We start from the raw sequence: 17,787 nt of genomic DNA on the forward strand, positions 1-17,787 counted from the left end.
CACGACACCAGGGCACTGCACTCCAAGCTTCCCGCCCCCAGCGTCCTCGTGCACCACGAAGGCGACCAGCCTGCTGGAGAGCTGTGGGCCCGTCGCGGCCCCTGCGATCAGACGGGCGCGGCCTGCCCGGTGGTGCTCCAGGAAGCGCTGCGCCGTGACCTGACCATCACCGGCGTAACGACCGAGCCGGCGGCAGGAGCGTGCCGCACACCCCGAACCCCCAGGAGTACGGGACAGACATCGCGGTCTGTCTCCAGGGATCCGGGACGAGGCTCCCTCCTGCCGCGGGGCAGGCCGAACAGGACGGAGTCTATGCACGGGCCGGTGCGGGCCACCCGGTCAGGGCACCCGGGATCCCGATGACAGTGCCTCCCGGTGATGCCCGGACGGGCGCTGCGCAGCAGACCCTCGCCACGTCGCCATCCCGGGGGCTGGGGTCGCGGAGGAGCCGGAGCAGCGCCATGATCTGACCGACCTGAGGACTCCCGAACCGCCGTCACCGCGCTGGAGACCCGGCGGGATGTCCCCCTGCGTCCAGTGGGCCCGTCGCAACAGCGAACCCCCCACCGCGTGGAGCATGCCACTGCGGTGGGGGGCTGCCGGCCTCAGGCCGGTCGGGGCTTACTCGTCGTCGCGACGGGGGGTATTGCTCCAGCCCCGATCCGCGCGGGCGCGGGGACGCTCGGCGGCGTCCGGCGTGGCGTCACGCGGACGGAACTCGCGGTCACCGAAGCTGCCCCGGTCCTCGCGGGGGCGGAAGCCGCCGCCCTGGCCGCCACGGTCTTCGCGGGGACGGAAGCCGCCGCCCTGACCGCCACGGTCGCCGCCACCCTGGTAGCCGCCCCGGTCTTCACGGGGACGGAAGCCGCCGCCCTGACCGCCACGGTCGCCGCCGCCCTGGTAGCCGCCACGGTCTTCGCGGGGACGGAAGCCGCCACCCTGACCGCCACGGTCACCGCCGCCCTGGTAGCCGCCCCGGTCTTCACGGGGACGGAAGCCGCCGCCCTGACCGCCACGGTCGCCGCCGCCCTGGTAGCCGCCACGGTCTTCGCGGGGACGGAAGCCGCCACCCTGACCGCCACGGTCGCCGCCGCCCTGGTAGCCGCCACGGTCTTCACGGGGACGGAAGCCGCCACCCTGGCCGCCACGATCCTCGCGGGGACGGGCACCGGCCTGGCCCTGCGACTCGCGCAGTTCGCGCATCTCGCGGCGCAGGCCACGGATTTCCTTGCCCTGGGCCTCCAGCATCTCCTTGAGTTCACCCAGCAGACCCAGCAGGTCGTCGGCGTCGATGTACTCGTCCTCGCCCTCTTCGTCGTCTGCGCCGGCCGGTGCGGCAGCCGCCATCTCGCCCTCGTCCTGGGCTTCCTGTGCATCCAGCACGGCGTCCTCGTCGGGCTCGCCCTGAAGCTGGGGAATGATCTCGCGCAGTTCTTCCGGCGTCTGCTCGGTCTGGCGCGTGTCGTCGTTCTGGGTCATCTGGTGTACTCCTTTGCTCCGCTCGGCCGGCCCCGCAGGGCCACGGCACGCGGGCGTGCCCCCGAGTCTATCATCCCGGCGTTTTGGGCGTCTGTTCCGGCCGGCCGGTCAAGGACGCGTCATGCACCGCCCGTATACTCGCCGGTATGACACGCGCCGCCCTCGTGACCCTGCTGCTCGCCGCCGTGAGCGGCGCGTCGGCCCAGAACCGCACCGTCACCATCGGCCTGGGGTACTTCCCGAACGTGCAGTTCACGCCCTTCTACGTGGCCGATACGCTGGGCTACTTCCGGGCCGAGGGCCTGAACGTGAAGTTCCAGCACGGCTTCGTCAACGAACTCATGCCGCTGCTCCTGCAGGGCAAGCTGGACTTCGTGGTGGGCGATCCCGAGGACGCGATCTTCGCCAAGACCCAGGGCGCGGACGTGAAGTACGTGATGACCATGTACCAGAAAAGCCCGGTCACGGTCTTCAGCCTGAGCCCGCTGGCCAGCGCCGCCGCCCTGAAGGGCAAGACCATCGGCATTCCCGGCCCCTTCGGCAGCTCGTACAACGCCGTGCGGGCGCTGCTGGACGACGCCGGCCTGAACGACGGCCGCGACCTGAAACTCGCCACGGTCGGCTTCACGCAGGTCGAGGCCGTGCAGGCCGGGCGCGTGGACGCCGCCGTGGGCTACGTGAACAACGACGTCCTGAACCTGGCCCGGGTCAGCGGCAAGAAGGTCTACACGCTGGACATCAGCAGCGCGTATCCCATGGTCGGCGCCGGCCTGATCGGCAGCGCCCGGAGCCTCGCGGGCGACCTGCCGGGAAAGGTCGTGCGGGCCTCGCAGCGCGGCCTGAAGTTCACGGTGGCCGATCCCGCCCGCGCCTTCACCGTGGCCAGGCCGGTGTTTGGCGCCCAGGGCGGCACGCTGGAGATCCTGAAGGCCAGCACCCCCCTGATGACCAGCGCGTGGACGCAGCAGAGCGGGCTGGGCTCCAGCAATCCGGCCGCGTGGACGAAGGCCGTGGCGGCCCTGGTCACGCAGGGCAGCCTGAAGGCAGGCGTCAGGGCCACGGACTTCTACACGAACGCCTACATCAGCAAGACGCTGAAGTAGGCCTCACCGCGCCGGCCGTCACTGCACGCGCAGCGGCACACCGGGCCGGGCCAGAGTCTGTGGGCGCAGCGTGGCTGCCGTCCGGAACGACCATGTCACCGGCGTGCCATTCACGGTCACGCTGACGCGGTAGGTCTTGCCGGCCACAAGCGGCGCACGCGGAATCACGAACACCGCGCCGTATCCCTTGAGGATGCTGCGCCCGATGTCCTGGGCGCTGCGCGGCCCCCCCACATAGTTCCCCGGGGCGTCCGTGGTGTTCACATACTGGGTGCTGCCGTACGCGCACACCTCCACGGAACCGCCGCCCTCGACGCTCAGGGTCGCGTCGGTCGCGGTCGTGTCTCCAAAGATCCGCGACGCCACCACCAGCGGCAGGCCCGTGCTGCGCGGATCGAAACCGGCGCAGGACGTCAGCGGATTCGGCCACTCGCCGCCCGGATACTGCGCCATGTCCGTCTCCTGCCCGTTGCCGGGGAAGGTGACGGGAGCACCGGCCCCGGCGCCCTCCGGCCGGATGGACGTGATGCCGCTGCCGGTCTGCACGTACCGCGCGTCATTCGGATAGGGCCGCGCATATGACCCGATCCCCACATGCGTCTGCCCGGAGTGCAGCATGCCCGCGGCGTGGAAGGGCACGCTGAACAGCGTGTCGGTCGCGGAGGTGCTGCCGGCCAGCTTCGCGACGGGCAGCGTATTCCACGACAGGTTGCTGTTCGCCGCGCAGTTGAGGCCCTGCGGTGTCGCGTACGGCAGGGAGGCGTCCTCGTTGTGCCCGGCCGCGCCGTTGAGCACGCTGTAGCGGCCGTGCAGCCAGCAGTTCATGCTGGCCTCGTCGTCGAAGACCACCGCCCTCAGGCCCGCCTGGGCCCGCACTGCGTTGAACCGCGCGAACTCCGCCGAGATCCGCGACCCGATCTCGACGCCGATGCGCCGCGTGGCCGTGTCCTCACCCACCTGCGCCGTCACCGTGACCGGCACGAGGCCCTGCGGCAGTGCCCCCGCCGCCGCCCGCAGCGTCAGCGTGCGGCCCTCCAGCGTCGCCGTGACGAGCGCCGCGTCCGCGCTCTGCACGCTGAGCTGTACGTCCTGCCCCCCGGCCCGCCCGGCCAGCGTCACGTCGATCGGCACACTCACGGACGCGCCCGGCGCAAGATGCTGCGCGGACACGGCGGCCACAGTCACGGGCGTGGTCGTCAGGTTCTCCACCACCCCGCACCCCGAGAGCCCCCCGCTCAGGGCCAGTGCCCATCCTGCTGCCATGTGCCGCCCGCCGAACCGCCGCTGTGCCATGCATCCCTCCCTGGCGTGACCGGACGTTCCGGCCCGCCACTTCCCTTCTTTTCTACGCGACATCGCGCCGCCGGCATACCGCATCTGCCCACGCGGGCGGCCGGGCCAGAGCGTGAGCCCCGGAACCCGGCCACCCTGGCTGGCCTTACTGCGAGGTGAACACGTTGTCCGGGGTGTTGCCGCTCACGCTGCCGCCGGGCTGGGCGTAGGCGGCCTTGGTGGTGTTGAACACGCCACCCCCGTTGCGGGTCGTCGTGTTGCCGGTCACGCTCCCGCTCTGGATGGTCAGCGAGCCGTCGTTCCAGAACCCGCCGCCGTCCAGGCCATCGGCCCGGTTGCCGCTGACCGTCGCCCCGGACAGGACGAACGTGGACGTGGGAGACGTCTGATACGCGCCGTTCGTCTCGACCCCGCCGCCGTACCATGCAGTGTTGTTGCTGATCGTGCCCCCACTGGCCGTCATGCGGCTGCCGGCGTACAGCCGCACGCCGCCCCCGCCGCCCCCCGTATCCGCGCCGCTGGTACGGTTGGTCGCACTGTTTCCGGTGATGCTGCCGCCGGTCATGGTGACCGTGCCGCCCACCGTGATCCCGCCGCCCGTCTTTACGGCCGTGTTGCCGGAGATGCTCCCTCCACTCAGATTCAGGGTGACGGCGTGATCCAGATTCATCCCACCCCCGGCAATCTGGGCCGCGTTCCCCTGGATGGTGGCGCCCTGCATGTCGTAGATCACGCTACCTGCATCGGCCCCGCCGGCCGCGACCCCACCGCCATAGGTGGCCGCCTTGTTGTTGCGGATGACCAGACTCCCTCCCAGGGTGACGGTGTGCTTCACGCCCGACAGCGCGTAGGTATTGACCCCGCCTCCAGTCCCCTCGGTGGTATTGCCCTCAATGGTGCCGCCGGTCAGGGTCACGCTGATGCCGCTGCTGATCCCGCCGCCCGCCAGGCCCGCCCGGTTGCCCCGGATGGTTCCGCCTGTCATGGTGAAGGCCGTGCCGTTCTGGTTGACCTGAAAGGCCCCGCCATACTTGCCTGCCGTGTTGTTCTCGAACGTGCCTCCGGCGATCTTCAGCGTGCCGCCCTGGAAGCCGTCATACACACCGCCGAACATCGAGGTGTTCCCGGAGAAGGCGCCGCCGCTGATCGTGACCACCGAGTTCGGCCCCGTCTGGAGGATGACCCCACCGCCGCCAGCCTCGGCCGTCGTATTGCGCGTGTACGTGCCCCCCTCGAGGGTGGCCACGCCAGCCGCAGAGACGAGCAGCACACCGCCTGCACACTCCTGGGCGCTACAGCTGTTGCTGTCGAAGGTGCCCCCCTTGATCGTCAGGGTGCCGTTCGAGTGGCGAACAACGCCGCCGGTGTACACGGCCTGGTTGTCCGTGAAGGTGCCGCTCTCGATGGTCAGGGTGCCCCGATTGGCAATGGCGCCGCCCGAGCCGGTACTCTCTGTCTCGAGATCCGGCGTGGGAACGGTTGCCCGGTTGCCGGTCATGGTGACGTTCTTCAGCGTCAGGGTGGCACCGGCCGTGTTCAGGATGGCGCCACCGTTGTTGGCACTGTTGTTGGTGAAGGTCACGCCGTCCAGGGTCAGGGTGCCCCGGTTCATCAGGCCCCCGCCCCACGTGGCTGCGCTCTGACCCTGCCCGCGCAGGCCGATGGTCGTGAGTTCGACGCTGACCCCCCTGCCTCCTGTAACCGTGCCCCCCCGCATCGTCACCGTGGCCCCGTTGGCGACCTCCATGGCGCGGCCCTTGCCGGCGGCGTCGACGGTCACGCCGGTCGCGACGATGGTCACGTTTTTATCGATGACCAGCGGACTTTGCAGGGTCACGGTGCCGGTCTGGGTCAGGCGCAGGGTGTCACCGGGCGCGGCGGCCGAGAGGGCCTCACGCAGCGAGCCGGGGCCGCTGTCGGTCAGGGCCGTGACCGGCGTGCCGGGCGGCGTCGTGGGGCCACCACACGCGGCCAGCAGCAGCGTCAGTGTCAGCGGGAGCGGAATCAGGCGGGCGGAATGACGGGCGGCGCGTGCGTTCATGGTGTCCCTCCATGCCCCCGGCACCGGCGGGCGGAGGGACGTTCACCCGCCCACGGCCGGAGGTGGAGGCATGGTGCTGGGGACACTGTGACCGCACCGTGACTGCTGTGGCGGGGCCGCGCGGCTCAGGACTCGCGGAGGTGACGGGCGGTGCGGCGGGCCACATCGGCCAGGAAGTGATTGCCGCACGCCTCCTCGATCAGTGCCAGTTCGTCGAAGGTGACCGCCAGGTGGTCGGCCTGATCCGGCAGGGGCGGATACAGCTGCGCGACGGTCAGCCAGTGGCGGGCACGGTCGTACTGCCCCAGCAGGCGATACGCGCGGACGACCAGCACGGCGGCCACGGCCTGCGAGATGGACTGCCGGGTCAGGGTGGCGGTCGTGCTGGCCCGCATGGCCCAGTCCAGGGCACGTTCCAGGTGGGCCCGCCGGGCCAGCGGCGGGCTGTCGTCGGCCACGCTCAGGTGGGTCAGGGCCAGGTTGCTGCGGGCGGCGTACACGCCGTACCACCACTGGGCATTCTGCGCGGCGTCGTGGGCGACCCGCTGGTGATGGATGGCCTGTTCGAGCTTCCCACCACGGCGCAGGAACAGACCGTAGTTGATGTGGTACTGACAGAACTCGACGCCGTCCTCGGGCACCAGCAGGCTGCGCAGGTCGTCGAAGTGTGCCTGGGCCGCCACGTCGCTGCTCAGGGTGGCGTGACGGGCCAGCCGGATCAGCAGCCGGGCACGGTTGATGCGGTTCAGGCCGGGCTGCGCCAGCAGGGCGTGCAGGGTCGGCAGCTGCGCCGCGGTGCCGTGCACGCCCTGCTGTTCGTCCACGCACATGGTGATCAGCGTCTCGGTGTGGGCCCGCTCGTTGACATCCAGGGTGCGGCCACGCACCTCCAGCAGGCGGGCATGGGACTGGTCGACCAGTCCGGCGTACAGCAGCAGCGTGCACTCGCTGAGCTCCATGCTGATCGCGTTGCGCTGCGCACGCAGTGTCCGCAGGTGGTCGGCGATGGCCGGCCGGCTGGGCTCGAACTGCAGGTGGCGGGCGGCGTCGAGGTTCAGCGTGAAGAGCTTGCTGGCCTGCCGCGCCGGGCTCTGGGTGATGCGCTGCCCGAAAAACCGCAGTTCCTGGGTGGTCGTGAACCGCCACATGTCGCGCCCCGCGATGTGCGGGCTCAGGCGGCTCCACGGGTGATGGTCACAGATCTCGTCGGTGCTGACATGCCGGTCGATATGGACGGCCAGCAGGGTGTAGAACACGACCCACTTGTGCGACAGCGCCACGGGGGAGCCCCGCCAGTACACCGTGCACACGTCCTTGTGCAGGCCGATGGTCAGGGTGCCCGGGCTGGTGGCGGTGTGCTGCATGGATCCAGTTCTCCCTGGGCCGCGTGCCATCGGTTCATCCTGAACCGTCGGACATGGAGTGGACAGCGGCGCACGTTCAGCCTAACACCCCAGGAAGTAACACCAGGTAACAGACAGGAACATTGTGCCGTCAGGGAACTAGGCGTGATGGCCTAGAGGTGCTTCACAATGTGGGCGGCCTGCTACGCTGGTTCCATCACCGAAAAGGAGGTGCCGCCTATGACCCACAACGACATTGACCACTGGACGATCCCTGCCCGAGGTTCCCTCAGCGATTCCAGGAGTTCCCTTGTTGCACTGCAGTCACCGGCCGCACCGGCCTTCCGGACCACCGCCACGCCCTGACCGATCGGGGCACCCATGAGCGCCCGCTGGCCCGACGACGGGCCCGGCGAGCAGAAACTGCGCCGCAAACGCCACCGCCCCCAGGGCCGCCGGAGGCTTGACGACCTCGCCGCGCCCGACGAGGACGACATCGCCGACGACACCGTGCGCCGACTGACCGCGCGCGGCCTGATCACCGAGGTCGTCGCGGAACTCAAGAGCGGCAAGGAGGCCACCGCCTACGTGGCCCGCAGCCCCCACGGCCCGGCCCTGCTCAAGATCTACCGCGACCTCACCGCCCGCAGCTTCAAGAACGACGCCGTGTACCGCGAGGGTCAGGTCATCCTCGACCAGCGCGCCGCGCGCGCCATGCACTCGCGCAGCCGCACCGGCCTGCAGATGCTCCAGCACGGCTGGGTGATGGCCGAGTACGCGCACCTGTGGACGCTGTGGCGCGCCGGCCTGAACGTCCCCGAGCCCATGGCCGGCCCCCGCCCCGACGACTACGCCGAGACCGTGCCCGCCGTCCTGATGCGCCTGATCGGCACCGAAGACAGCGTCGCCCCCCGCCTGAGCGACGCCCAGCTCAGCCCCGCACAATCTGCGAGCGCGTGGGAGCAGAGCGTGGACGGCCTCGCGCAGCTGCTGCGCCTGGGCTACGTGCACGGCGACTACAGCACCTACAACCTGCTGTGGTGGGAGAACACCGTGATCATCATCGACTTCCCGCAACTCGTGACCCGCCAGAACCCGAACTTCCGCGACCTCCTCGCCCGCGACGTGCAGAGCCTCGCCACGTCCTTCCGCAAGCACGGCATCCACGCCGACCCCGACGCCACCCTGCGCGACGTGCAGCGCCGCGCCGCCGCCGGCCCCGCGCCCGAGCCCCGGCTGGTGCTGCCGTGATCCGCCCCGGGGCCACCGTCCGTCTGCGCCTGGCCCGGACGCCGAGGCGGCGCGTCAGCGCTCCGGGCTCTCCTCTCCCTCCCAGTCGGGCACGCAGGGACGCAGCGGCCACAGCGCTCTGCGGGCCTCCCCGTCCAGGGTCACGCGGGTGACCGGCGCGGCGGGCAGCAGCAGGTCGGTGAGGCTGACCCGGCCCCCCGCCGCGAAGACCTCCAGCGAGCACGTGTCGAGGATCACGCGCAGGTCGGTGTCGCCGCCCGCCGGCGGCAGCGGGGCCGCGTGCGTCCCACCGAAGCCCGGCACGTCCGCGCGGGCGGGCCGCTCCAGCACCAGCTCTCCCCCGCCGGCGCGCAGGGTCGCCTCCACGCCGGCCTCCGAGCGGAAGGTGAGGATCGCGCGGCCCCCCTGCGGCACCGTCATTTCCAGGTCGAGGGCCTGCCCCGGCGTGACCTCCACGTCCTGCCCGGGGATCAGCTCCCGTCGCTCCTGCCGCACTCCGTCCAGTTCCCGCACGGGCGTCTGCGTCAGGGCCCACTCAGTGCCGTCCGGGGCGAGGCCCAGCTCGCGCGGGAGGGTCATCGCGCCACGCCACGGGTGGGTGGGGATGGCCTTGGCGTAGTCCCACGAGTTCATCCACGCCAGCCACACGCGCCGCCCGGGGTCGGGCAGGTCGCTGTACGTGATGGCGGCGTAGAAGTCCTTCCCCCAGTCCGCCCAGCGGGCCGGCTGCGTGGGCGTGAAGACCGCGCCGTCGAAGTCGCCCACCCAGTACTGCGCGCCCGTGCCGCCCTGGGGGCCGCCCGCGAAGACGTCCACCTTCATGACCCAGCGTTCCTGGCCATCCGGAGTGGTCAGCGGGAACAGATCCGGCACCTCCCAGATGCCGTCCACGCCGCCCACCGGGCCGAATCTGGACAGCTCCCGCCACACGTGCAGGTCGGGCGAGCCGTACACGCCGATCTGGCGCTCGTCGGGGTGGACGACCACGCTGATCCACTGACCACTGGCCGCGTGCCGGAAGGTCTTCGGATCGCGGAAGTCCTGCTTGCCCTCGTCGAGCACGGGGTCAGGCGTGGCGAAGTCCCAGGTCGCGCCGCCGTCGCGGCTGACCGCGAGGTGCTGCGCCTGGTGGTAATACCCGGCCGCGGTGTACATGGCGACCACCGGCGGGTGGGGATCGCCGGGCCGCCCGAGCCCGCTGGTGTTCGCCCAGTCCACGACCGCGCTGCCGGAGAACACGTCGTGCCGCTCGCGCCACGGCAGGGCGACGTCGTGCTCCGTCCAGGTCAGCAGGTCGGGGCTGGTCGCGTGGCCCCAGCTCATGTAGCCGTGCTCCGCCGCGCGGGGATTGTGCTGGTAGAAGAGGTGGTACGCGCCGCCCGCGTATACGAGGCCGTTCGGGTCGTTCAGCCAGTACTGCCGGGCCGTGAAATGCACGCGGGGACGCAGGGTGCTCACCCGCCCATGATGCCCCCCGGCGCGGACGCGCGCATGATGGAGGCATGCCGAGGCGACTCCTGCTGCCCGCCGCGCTGACCGTGCTCGCGTGGCCCGTTTCCGCGCACGCCGGCGGCGCGGCCCACCCCGCGATCGCTCGCGTGGCCCCCGCCGCCCGCGCAGCGCTGGACGCCCGGCTGCTCGCCGCCGCCCAGGCCGGGCAGGCCGCGCAGGTCGCGGCGCTGCTGCGCGCCGGGGCGGACGTGAACACCGCCGACGCCGCCGGCCGCACCGCCCTGACGTGGGCGGTCGTGGGCGACCACGTGGCGGCCGCACGCGTCCTGATCAACGCCGGGGCCGATCCCGACCGGCAGGACGCGCAGCGGAACAACGCCCTGCTCGTGACCGGGGAGACCGGCAGCGTCGCCATGCTGCGCGAGGTGCTGAGGGCCCGGCCCGACGTGACGCGCACCAACCGCTTCGGCGGCACCGCCCTGATCCCGGCCGCCGACCGCGGCCACCTCGCGTACGTGCGGGCCGTGCTGGCGACCACGGGCATCGACGTGAACCACGTGAACAACCTGGGCTGGACGGCCCTGCTGGAGGCCGTGATCCTGGGCGACGGCGGGCCCACGCACACGGAGATCGTGCGCGTGCTGCTGGCGCACGGGGCCGACCCGCGGATCGCCGACCGGGACGGCACCATGGCCCTGGAGCACGCCCGGCAGCGGGGGTACGCGGGGATGGTGAAGTTACTCCAGGCCACGGACTGAGCCCACGCCACGCCGGATACTGCGCCCATGCCGCGTCCTCTGAAGTTCCTGCTGGCCCTGCTGCCCCTGCTGCTCGCGTCGAGCGCCGCCCGGCGACCGGAGCGCCATGACGCCTGACGTGCTGGACGTGGTCGTGGTCGGGGCTGGGCTGGCCGGACTGGCCGCCGCCCGCGACCTGCACGGGGCCGGGGAGCGCGTGCGGGTGCTCGACAAGGGCCGCGGCGTGTCCGGCCGCGCCGCGACCCGCCGCGCCCAGGGCGAGGACGGCGCGGCCGCCCGACTCGACCACGGCGCGCGCTTCTTCACGGTGCGCGCGGAGCGCACCCGCGGGCTCGTGGCGCAGGGGGAACGGGACGGCTGGCTGCGCGAGTGGGCGCGCGGCTTCGCCCGCTGGGAGGACGGCCGCGTCACGGGGGCCCGCAGCGACGGCCACCCCCGCTACGCGCCCCCGGAGGGGCTGAGCGCCCTGGGCAAGGCCCTCGCGGACGGACTGGACGTACATACGGGCGTGACCGTGACCGCCCTGGAACGCCGCGGTGACGTGTGGCACGTCCTGGCCGCGTCCGGCGAGGTCGCCCGCGCGCGCACCGTGCTGCTGGACGTGCCCGCCCCTCAGCTCCTGCCGCTGCTTGCGGGGACGGGCGTGGCGGTGCCGGACGTCGCCTACGACCCCGCGTGGGCGGCCGGTGTGGTGCTGGCCGCCGACCTCGACGCCACGTGGCCCGCGCTGGAACTGCGGGGGCACCCTGTCTTGGAGTGGATCGCCCGCGAGCACACCAAGCGCCCCGCCGGGCACCCCCCCGCCGTGATGCTGCACGCCACGCCCGCGTGGTCGCGCGCGAACCTGGAACGCACCCCGGACGAGGTGCTGCCCGAACTCCTGGACGCCGCGCGAGACGTGCTGGGCGACCTGCCCGGCGTGGAGAGTGCCTTCGCGCACCGCTGGCGCTACGCCACGCCCATCCGCCGCGCCGCCGGGGCCGGGCACTGGGACGCCGGGCAGCGGCTGGGCCTGTGCGGCGACGGCTTCACCCCGGACGAGCACGGCCCGCGCGTCGAGGCCGCCCTGCTGAGCGGGTGGTGGCTCGCCGCGCAGGCCGCGCCCTAGCATGGGGGCATGACCGCCCGCCCCCTGAGAAGCGTCCTGTACGTGCCGGGCGACAAGCCCCGCGCCATCGACAAGGCCCGCACCCTGAGCCCCGACGCGGTGATCCTCGACCTGGAGGACGCCGTGGCCCCCGAGCACAAGGAGGCCGCGCGCGCCCACGTCCGCGACGCGCTGGCCGCCCGCTGGCCGGTGCCCGTGCTGGTGCGCGTGAACGGCTCGGGTGCCCCCTGGGAGCACGACGACCGCGAACTCGCCCTGACCGCCGGGGCCGCCGGCCTCGTCCTCCCGAAGGTCGAGGACGCCCGCACCGCCCACGACCTGAGCCTCGGGCTGCCCCTGTGGGCCATGATCGAGACGCCCCGCGGCGTCCTGAACGCCCCCGCCATCGCCGCCGTGCCGGGCGTCGCCGGCCTGCTCGTCGGCGCGAACGACCTCGCCCGCGCCCTGCGCACCCGCCCCCACCCCGACCGCGCGCCCCTGCTGCACGCCCTGAGCGCCGTCGTGCTCGCCGCCCGCGCCCACGGCAAGATCCCCCTCGACGCCGTGTACAACGACGTCCGCGACCCCGACGGCTTCGCCCGCGAGTGCCGGCAGGGCCGCGACCTCGGCTTCACCGGCAAGACCGTCATCCACCCCGCCCAGATCGACCCCGCCAACGCCGCCTACGGCGTCACCGACGACGAGGCCGACGAGGCCCGCGCCCTGATCGCCGCGTGGGACGCCGCCCGAGCCGAGGGCAGGAGCGTGGCCACGCACCAGGGGGCCCTCGTCGAGCAGATGCACGTGGACGAAGCGCAGGATGTGCTCGCGCTGTGGGAGGGGACGCGGGGGAAGTGAGAAGGCGACCCTTGCCCTTCCCTAATTGGAGAGGGGACAGACAAGGGAACTTGTTCCGGCGGCGCTGACTGGTGGCCCCCTCACCCCCCGCCGCTGCGCGGCTCCGCCCTCTCCCACAAGTGGAGAGGGGAAAAGCCGAAGCGTCCATCTTGCCCCCTGACCGAAAGCCATCGCACATGGCCCCATCCGCTCGGGGGCGGCCCCTCGCTCCTCTTGCCTTATTGACTCAGGCGCACTCGCTCATGGGCGCGAAGCGCGCGGGCGCTGACGACGTGAACGCCAGAGGCAGAGAGGCCGCTTCCACAGCTCGGAAGACTCGACCAAACGCGCCCTTCACCGCGCACTTTGCCCAGCGCAGCGCCGCTCCCCCTGCCCCTCTGCTGCGCAGCTCTACGAGTCTGGGGTAGGGGGCTGGGGGGTGGGGCAACCCGAGGCATCCCCCCCTTGCTTAACTCCAACTAATCCCTTTACTATACCAAAGCCATGCCCCTGACCGACACCGAATCCGCCCTGCTGGCCCTGATCCGGGAGACCCCCCTGGCCACGTCGGAGGAGCTCGCCCGCCGCCTGGGCTCGACCCGCGCGGCCGTGAACGTGCACGTGAGCAATCTGGTGAAGAAGGGCGCGCTGCTGGGCCGCGGGTACGTGCTGCCGCCGGAGGGCGGGCCGGGCCGCGTGGTGGTGGTGGGCGGCGCGAACGTGGACGTGAAGGCGCGCACGCACTCGGCGGCGGTGCCGGGCACGAGCAATCCGGGCGTGACGGTGCAGGCTCCAGGCGGCGTGGGCCGGAACGTGGCGGAGAACCTGGCGCGGCTGGGCGTGCGTGTGGCGCTGATCTCCGTGGTGGGCCGCGACGCGCTGGGCGACGAGCTGCTGCGCGGGACGGAGGCGGCGGGGGTGGACGTGCGCGGGGTGCTGCGCGCGCCGGGCGTGGCGACGGGCACGTACACGGCGGTGCTGGACGCGTCGGGCGAGCTGCTCGTGGCGGTGGCGGCCATGGAGGCGATGGACGCGCTGACGCCCGCGGCGGTGCAGGAGCGGCGCGGGGCGCTGGGCGGGGCGGCGTGGGCGGTGGCGGACGGCAACGTGCCGGAGGCGACGCTCGCGCACGTGCTGTCGCTGGCAGCGGGGGCGGGCGTGCCGGTGGTGTTCGAGCCGGTGAGCGTGCCGAAGGCCGCACGGCTCCTCCCGGCGCTGGCGGCGGGCCTGTCGCCGCACGCGGTGACGCCGAACGTGCCGGAGCTGGAGGTGCTGGTCGGCCACGCCGTGCCCGACACGGTGGACGCGATCCGCGCGGCGGCGGCCGAGCTGCATGCGCGGGGCGTGGCGGTCGTGTGGGTGCGCCGCGGCGCGCAGGGCAGCGTGCTGTCCGCTCCGGACGGCGTCCACACCCTGCCGGCCCTGCCCGCGGCCGTGCGCGACGTGACCGGCGCGGGCGACGCCATGCTCGCGGCGTTCCTCGCGGCCCTCGCATCCGGCCGGCCGCCCGCCGAGGCCGCCCGGCACGGGCACGCGGCGGCGGCCATCACCGTCGAGAGCGACCACGCCGTCTCCCCCGCCCTGACGCCCGCCGCCATCACCGCCCGCCTGACCTGACCCTTCCCTCCGTTTCCCGTCACACCCCAGAGGTTTTTCATGCCACACACCGCCAAGCCGTCCGTCCTCCCGTACCTCGACCTGCACCCGGAGGTGGCCGCCGCGCTGGACGCGGGGCGTGCGGTGGTGGCGCTGGAGAGCACCATCATCAGCCACGGCATGCCGTTCCCGCAGAACGTGGAGATGGCCCGCGGCGTCGAGGACGTCGTGCGCGCGCACGGCGCGGTGCCCGCGACGATCGCGGTGCTGGGCGGCCGCCTGAAGGTGGGCCTGACCCCGGAAGAACTACACCTGCTGGCGACCGATAAGGGCGTGGACAAGATCAGCACCCGCGACCTGCCGGTGACGGTCGCACTTGGGCGGCACGGGGCGACGACCGTGGCGAGCACCATGCGCATCGCGGCGCTGGCGGGCATCCGCGTGTTCGCCACGGGCGGCACCGGCGGCGTGCACCGCGGCGCGGGCGACACCATGGACGTCAGCGCCGACCTGCTGGAACTCGCCCGCACCGACGTGTGCGTGGTCAGCGCCGGCGTCAAGAGCATCCTCGACATCGGCCTGACCCTGGAGGTGCTGGAGACCCAGGGCGTCCCCGCGATCACGCTGGGCAACGAGGAATTCCCCGCGTTCTACTCGCGTTCCAGCGGCTTCCGCTCGCCGCTGTCCGTGGCCACCCCGGACGAGGCCGCCCGCGTGCTGCGCGCCAAGTGGGCGCTGGGCCTGTCCGGCGGCGTGCTCCTCGCCAACCCCGTGCCCGAGGCCGACGAGATCCCCGCCGCCGAGATGGCCACGCACATCGACCGCGCGCTGGCCGACATGGACGCCAGGGGCCTCACCGGCAAGGACACCACCCCGTACCTGCTGGGCCGCATCGTGGAACTCACGGAGGGCCGCAGCCTGGTCACGAACATCGCCCTGGTGCGCCACAACGCGGCGGTGGCCGCGCAGGTGGCGGTGGCCTACGCGGGGCTGACGGCAGAGGGCTGAGGGCCAGAGGCCAATGGCAGAAGGCAGAAGACCGTGCTGTGGCCTTCTGCCTTCTGCCTTGTGCGCCCTTACGCCTGCGCGCCGCCCTTGCGGCCGAAGACGCGGCCCAGGAGGCCCAGGGCGGCGGCGATGACGATCCAGCCCTTCTTCAGCAGCAGGGGCAGGAGGGCCAGCAGGCCGAGTTTCTTGGCGGCGACCACGCCGACGAGGCCTGCGATGCCGTACGCGGCGACCTTGTCGGTCTTGCCGTCGAAGTCCTCGTAGCGGGCACCGGGCGCGAAGGACACCTGCGAGAGCAGGGTGGCCATGTCGCGCTTGATCTGTGGGAGCTGGGTCATGCCGGCCACGGCGTTCAGTTCGAGCACATTGTCGCGGCCCAGGATGCGCACGGCGTAGTTCAGGGTGTGCTGGTCGCTGCCGTCGAAGGCGAGTTCCTTGGCCCAGTACATCTTGTGCGTGGCCGCGTCGTAGCGCGGCGGGTCGGCCCAGCCGACGAGTTCCAGGGTGCCGTACCCGGCCTCCTCGCGCTCCTTGTTGGCCTCGGCGGTGCCGGCCTGCATGTCCCTGAGCAGCTTGTCGTAATTGATCTTCGCGGCGTCGCTGTCCGAGACGTGCCCGTCCCGGCTCTCGGTGACCACGACCGCCCAGCCGTCGCGGGTGGCGGGATCGATGCCGGCGGGCACGATCATGCCCAGGGCGTCGTCGGCCGCCTCCGGGGGGTTGCCCCACTCGTCCACGATGACGCGCCGGGCCCCCGCGGCGTCGAGGTATCGCAGGGTCGAGCCGGTGTCCAGGGTGGCCTTGCCGCCCAGCAGCGAGACCGTGCCCGTCCGGTAGGCCAGCGGCGCGGCGGCGGGCGAGGTGGCGAGGGCCGGAGCGGCGATGGTCAGCGCCGCCAACATGAAGGCATGTTTCATCACATTCTCAGGATAGGAGGAGGGCCGGACGCGCCGTGCCGCACATGCGCGGCTCCGGGGGGCCCCGACGGGGGAACGGCGCAGCGGAGCGGGCGGAGAGCGGCCCCCGCCGCCCCTCCGCCCGCCCCGGCCCCGCGCAGGTCTACGCCGGCACGCCTCCCAGCGGGCGGCCCTCGGCGCGCTCCTCGGCCTGGACGTCGGCGTTCACGGGGGGGAGCTGCTCGCCGTTCAGGACGCGGGTCAGGCGGTTCATGTCGAGCGCCCTCTCGCTGCGGGCGACGACCAGGGTGGCGACGCCGTTGCCGATGATGTTGGTGATGGCGCGGCCCTCGCTCATGAAGCGGTCGATGCCGAGGATCAGGGCGAGGCCCGCGACCGGCACGCTGCCCAGCGCGGCCAGGGTGCCCGCGAGCACCACGAACCCGCTGCCCGTGACGCCCGCCGCGCCCTTGCTGGTGAGGAGCAGGATGCCCAGCAGCGCGACTTCCTGCGCGAAGGACAGGTTGGTGTTGGTGGCCTGCGCGATGAACACGGCGGCCATGGTCAGGTAGATGCTGGTGCCGTCGAGGTTGAACGAGTACCCGGTGGGCACGACCAGCCCGACCACGCTCTTGTTCGCGCCGGCGTTCTCCAGCTTGGCCATCAGGCGCGGCAGGGCGCTCTCGCTGGAGCTGGTGCCCAGCACGAGCAGCAGTTCCTCCTTGATGTAGCGCAGGAACTTCAGCAGGCTGAAGCCCGACAGCTTCGCGATGATGTTGAGCAGCACGAAGATGAACAGCGCGCAGGTGAGGTAGAAGGTGCCCATCAGGTACGCGAGCTGCTGCAGGCTGCCCACGCCGTACTTGCCGATGGTGAAGGCCATCGCGCCGAACGCGCCAATGGGGGCGAGCTTCATGATGAAGCCCAGGATCTGGAACACCATGACGCTCACGGCGTCGATCCCCTTCAGGATGCGCTGGCCCAGGTCGCCCATGCGGATCAGGGCGAAGCCACTGAGCAGCGCGATCAGGAGCACCTGCAGCAGGTCGCCCTCGGTGAAGGCGCTGACGAAGGTGGTGGGGATGACGTGCAGGATGAAGTCCGCGACGGTCTGCTGCCCGGCGGCCTCGGTGTACTTGGCGATGGCGCTGGTGTCCAGGGTGGCGGGGTTGATGTTCATGCCGCGCCCCGGCCCGACGAGGTTCACGACGACCAGCCCGATCAGCAGGGCGGCGGTGGTCACGACCTCGAAGTACAGCAGGGCCTTGCCGCCCACCCGGCCGATCTTCTTCGTGTCGCGCATGCTGGCGACGCCGCTGACGACCGTGCAGAAGATGATCGGGCCGATCACGACCTTGATCAGCTTGATGAAGCCGTCGCCGAGCGGCTTGAGCCCCTCCCCGACGGTCGGGAAGAAGTGGCCGACGGCCACGCCGATCACGATGGCGGTGAGCACCTGCGCGTAGAGACTGCGGAAGATCCTGGGCATGGGTGACGCCTCCTGGGGGTCGTGCGGCTCTCGGCGCGCCGCGCGTGGGGAAAGGTGGCCTGCGGGGGGCGGCCGGGGCTGGGTTGAGGTACGCCGCGCAGTGTGCGTCATGGCCGGGTCGGGCGGCCGGGTCGGCGCGGGGCGACCGCCGGCC

14 protein-coding genes are annotated in these 17,787 nt (G+C 72.2%); 7 read left to right on the forward strand and 7 right to left on the reverse strand.

All coding sequences use genetic code 11. From position 1 onward, the window contains the following. Positions 1-621 precede the first annotated feature (621 nt). Positions 622-1,479 carry a hypothetical protein gene (locus U2P90_RS16235; protein ID WP_322472936.1) on the reverse strand — a complete coding sequence of 286 codons (858 nt, stop codon included), beginning with the start codon at positions 1,477-1,479 and terminating at the stop codon, positions 622-624. A gap of 146 nt (positions 1,480-1,625) precedes the next feature. Between U2P90_RS16235 and U2P90_RS16240 the strand changes: the two genes are divergently transcribed. Continuing rightward, a complete protein-coding gene (locus tag U2P90_RS16240; protein ID WP_322472937.1) occupies positions 1,626-2,582 on the forward strand; it encodes an ABC transporter substrate-binding protein in 957 nt (318 codons plus the stop codon). An 18-nt stretch (positions 2,583-2,600) separates the two neighbouring features. Here U2P90_RS16240 and U2P90_RS16245 read toward each other — a convergent pair whose 3' ends face one another. The 3 genes from U2P90_RS16245 to U2P90_RS16255 form a co-directional block, all read right to left on the reverse strand. After that, positions 2,601-3,875 (reverse strand): hypothetical protein, encoded by a 1,275-nt coding sequence (locus tag U2P90_RS16245; protein WP_322472938.1) that lies wholly within the window; start codon positions 3,873-3,875, stop codon positions 2,601-2,603. 145 nt (positions 3,876-4,020) lie between these two features. Further along, on the reverse strand, positions 4,021-5,916 hold the full coding sequence (locus tag U2P90_RS16250) for a beta strand repeat-containing protein (protein WP_322472939.1): 1,896 nt from the start codon (positions 5,914-5,916) through the stop codon (positions 4,021-4,023). A gap of 125 nt (positions 5,917-6,041) precedes the next feature. Further along, the gene (locus tag U2P90_RS16255) at positions 6,042-7,280 is read right to left on the reverse strand and encodes a hypothetical protein (RefSeq protein WP_322472940.1); all 1,239 of its coding nucleotides are present in this window, start codon (positions 7,278-7,280) and stop codon (positions 6,042-6,044) included. Between the two features lie 360 nt (positions 7,281-7,640). Between U2P90_RS16255 and U2P90_RS16260 the strand changes: the two genes are divergently transcribed. Beyond that, positions 7,641-8,510 carry a serine protein kinase RIO gene (locus tag U2P90_RS16260; protein WP_322472941.1) on the forward strand — a complete coding sequence of 290 codons (870 nt, stop codon included), beginning with the start codon at positions 7,641-7,643 and terminating at the stop codon, positions 8,508-8,510. A 54-nt stretch (positions 8,511-8,564) separates the two neighbouring features. On the opposite strand, the gene U2P90_RS16265 is transcribed toward U2P90_RS16260, so the two are convergent. Continuing rightward, positions 8,565-9,968: a glycoside hydrolase family 32 protein gene (locus tag U2P90_RS16265; RefSeq protein ID WP_322472942.1), complete on the reverse strand. Its 1,404-nt coding sequence runs from the start codon at positions 9,966-9,968 to the stop codon at positions 8,565-8,567. A 44-nt stretch (positions 9,969-10,012) separates the two neighbouring features. Between U2P90_RS16265 and U2P90_RS16270 the strand changes: the two genes are divergently transcribed. From U2P90_RS16270 to U2P90_RS16290, 5 genes are all read left to right on the forward strand, one after another. After that, a complete protein-coding gene (locus U2P90_RS16270; RefSeq protein ID WP_322472943.1) occupies positions 10,013-10,720 on the forward strand; it encodes an ankyrin repeat domain-containing protein in 708 nt (235 codons plus the stop codon). A gap of 106 nt (positions 10,721-10,826) precedes the next feature. Beyond that, the gene (locus U2P90_RS16275; protein WP_322472944.1) at positions 10,827-11,828 is read left to right on the forward strand and encodes an NAD(P)/FAD-dependent oxidoreductase; all 1,002 of its coding nucleotides are present in this window, start codon (positions 10,827-10,829) and stop codon (positions 11,826-11,828) included. A 9-nt stretch (positions 11,829-11,837) separates the two neighbouring features. After that, entirely contained in the window at positions 11,838-12,665 is an 828-nt protein-coding gene (locus tag U2P90_RS16280; RefSeq protein WP_322472945.1) for an HpcH/HpaI aldolase/citrate lyase family protein, read from the forward strand. Between the two features lie 483 nt (positions 12,666-13,148). After that, positions 13,149-14,261 (forward strand): carbohydrate kinase, encoded by a 1,113-nt coding sequence (locus tag U2P90_RS16285; RefSeq protein ID WP_322472946.1) that lies wholly within the window; start codon positions 13,149-13,151, stop codon positions 14,259-14,261. 39 nt (positions 14,262-14,300) lie between these two features. Next, positions 14,301-15,248 (forward strand): pseudouridine-5'-phosphate glycosidase, encoded by a 948-nt coding sequence (locus tag U2P90_RS16290; protein WP_322472947.1) that lies wholly within the window; start codon positions 14,301-14,303, stop codon positions 15,246-15,248. Between the two features lie 68 nt (positions 15,249-15,316). Here the strand turns inward: U2P90_RS16290 and U2P90_RS16295 are convergent, their stop codons facing one another. After that, positions 15,317-16,165, reverse strand: a complete 849-nt coding sequence (locus U2P90_RS16295; RefSeq protein ID WP_322472948.1) for a DUF2167 domain-containing protein — start codon at positions 16,163-16,165, stop codon at positions 15,317-15,319. A 142-nt stretch (positions 16,166-16,307) separates the two neighbouring features. Further along, the gene (locus U2P90_RS16300; RefSeq protein ID WP_322472949.1) at positions 16,308-17,633 is read right to left on the reverse strand and encodes a dicarboxylate/amino acid:cation symporter; all 1,326 of its coding nucleotides are present in this window, start codon (positions 17,631-17,633) and stop codon (positions 16,308-16,310) included. Between the last annotated feature and the right edge of the window lie 154 nt (positions 17,634-17,787).

It is taken from the genome of Deinococcus sp. AB2017081 (assembly GCF_034440735.1).
GTDB classification, from domain to species: domain Bacteria; phylum Deinococcota; class Deinococci; order Deinococcales; family Deinococcaceae; genus Deinococcus; species Deinococcus rufus.

Coding starts and splice junctions, on each gene's coding strand:
- U2P90_RS16285 (WP_322472946.1), top strand. CDS start 13,149: ATGCCCCTGACCGACACCGAATCCGCCCTGCTGGCCCTGATCCGGGAG.
- U2P90_RS16240 (WP_322472937.1), top strand. CDS start 1,626: ATGACACGCGCCGCCCTCGTGACCCTGCTGCTCGCCGCCGTGAGCGGC.
- U2P90_RS16255 (WP_322472940.1), bottom strand. CDS start 7,280: ATGCAGCACACCGCCACCAGCCCGGGCACCCTGACCATCGGCCTGCAC.
- U2P90_RS16245 (WP_322472938.1), bottom strand. CDS start 3,875: ATGGCACAGCGGCGGTTCGGCGGGCGGCACATGGCAGCAGGATGGGCA.
- U2P90_RS16280 (WP_322472945.1), top strand. CDS start 11,838: ATGACCGCCCGCCCCCTGAGAAGCGTCCTGTACGTGCCGGGCGACAAG.
- U2P90_RS16270 (WP_322472943.1), top strand. CDS start 10,013: ATGCCGAGGCGACTCCTGCTGCCCGCCGCGCTGACCGTGCTCGCGTGG.
- U2P90_RS16250 (WP_322472939.1), bottom strand. CDS start 5,916: ATGAACGCACGCGCCGCCCGTCATTCCGCCCGCCTGATTCCGCTCCCG.
- U2P90_RS16275 (WP_322472944.1), top strand. CDS start 10,827: ATGACGCCTGACGTGCTGGACGTGGTCGTGGTCGGGGCTGGGCTGGCC.
- U2P90_RS16260 (WP_322472941.1), top strand. CDS start 7,641: ATGAGCGCCCGCTGGCCCGACGACGGGCCCGGCGAGCAGAAACTGCGC.
- U2P90_RS16235 (WP_322472936.1), bottom strand. CDS start 1,479: ATGACCCAGAACGACGACACGCGCCAGACCGAGCAGACGCCGGAAGAA.
- U2P90_RS16300 (WP_322472949.1), bottom strand. CDS start 17,633: ATGCCCAGGATCTTCCGCAGTCTCTACGCGCAGGTGCTCACCGCCATC.
- U2P90_RS16290 (WP_322472947.1), top strand. CDS start 14,301: ATGCCACACACCGCCAAGCCGTCCGTCCTCCCGTACCTCGACCTGCAC.
- U2P90_RS16295 (WP_322472948.1), bottom strand. CDS start 16,165: ATGAAACATGCCTTCATGTTGGCGGCGCTGACCATCGCCGCTCCGGCC.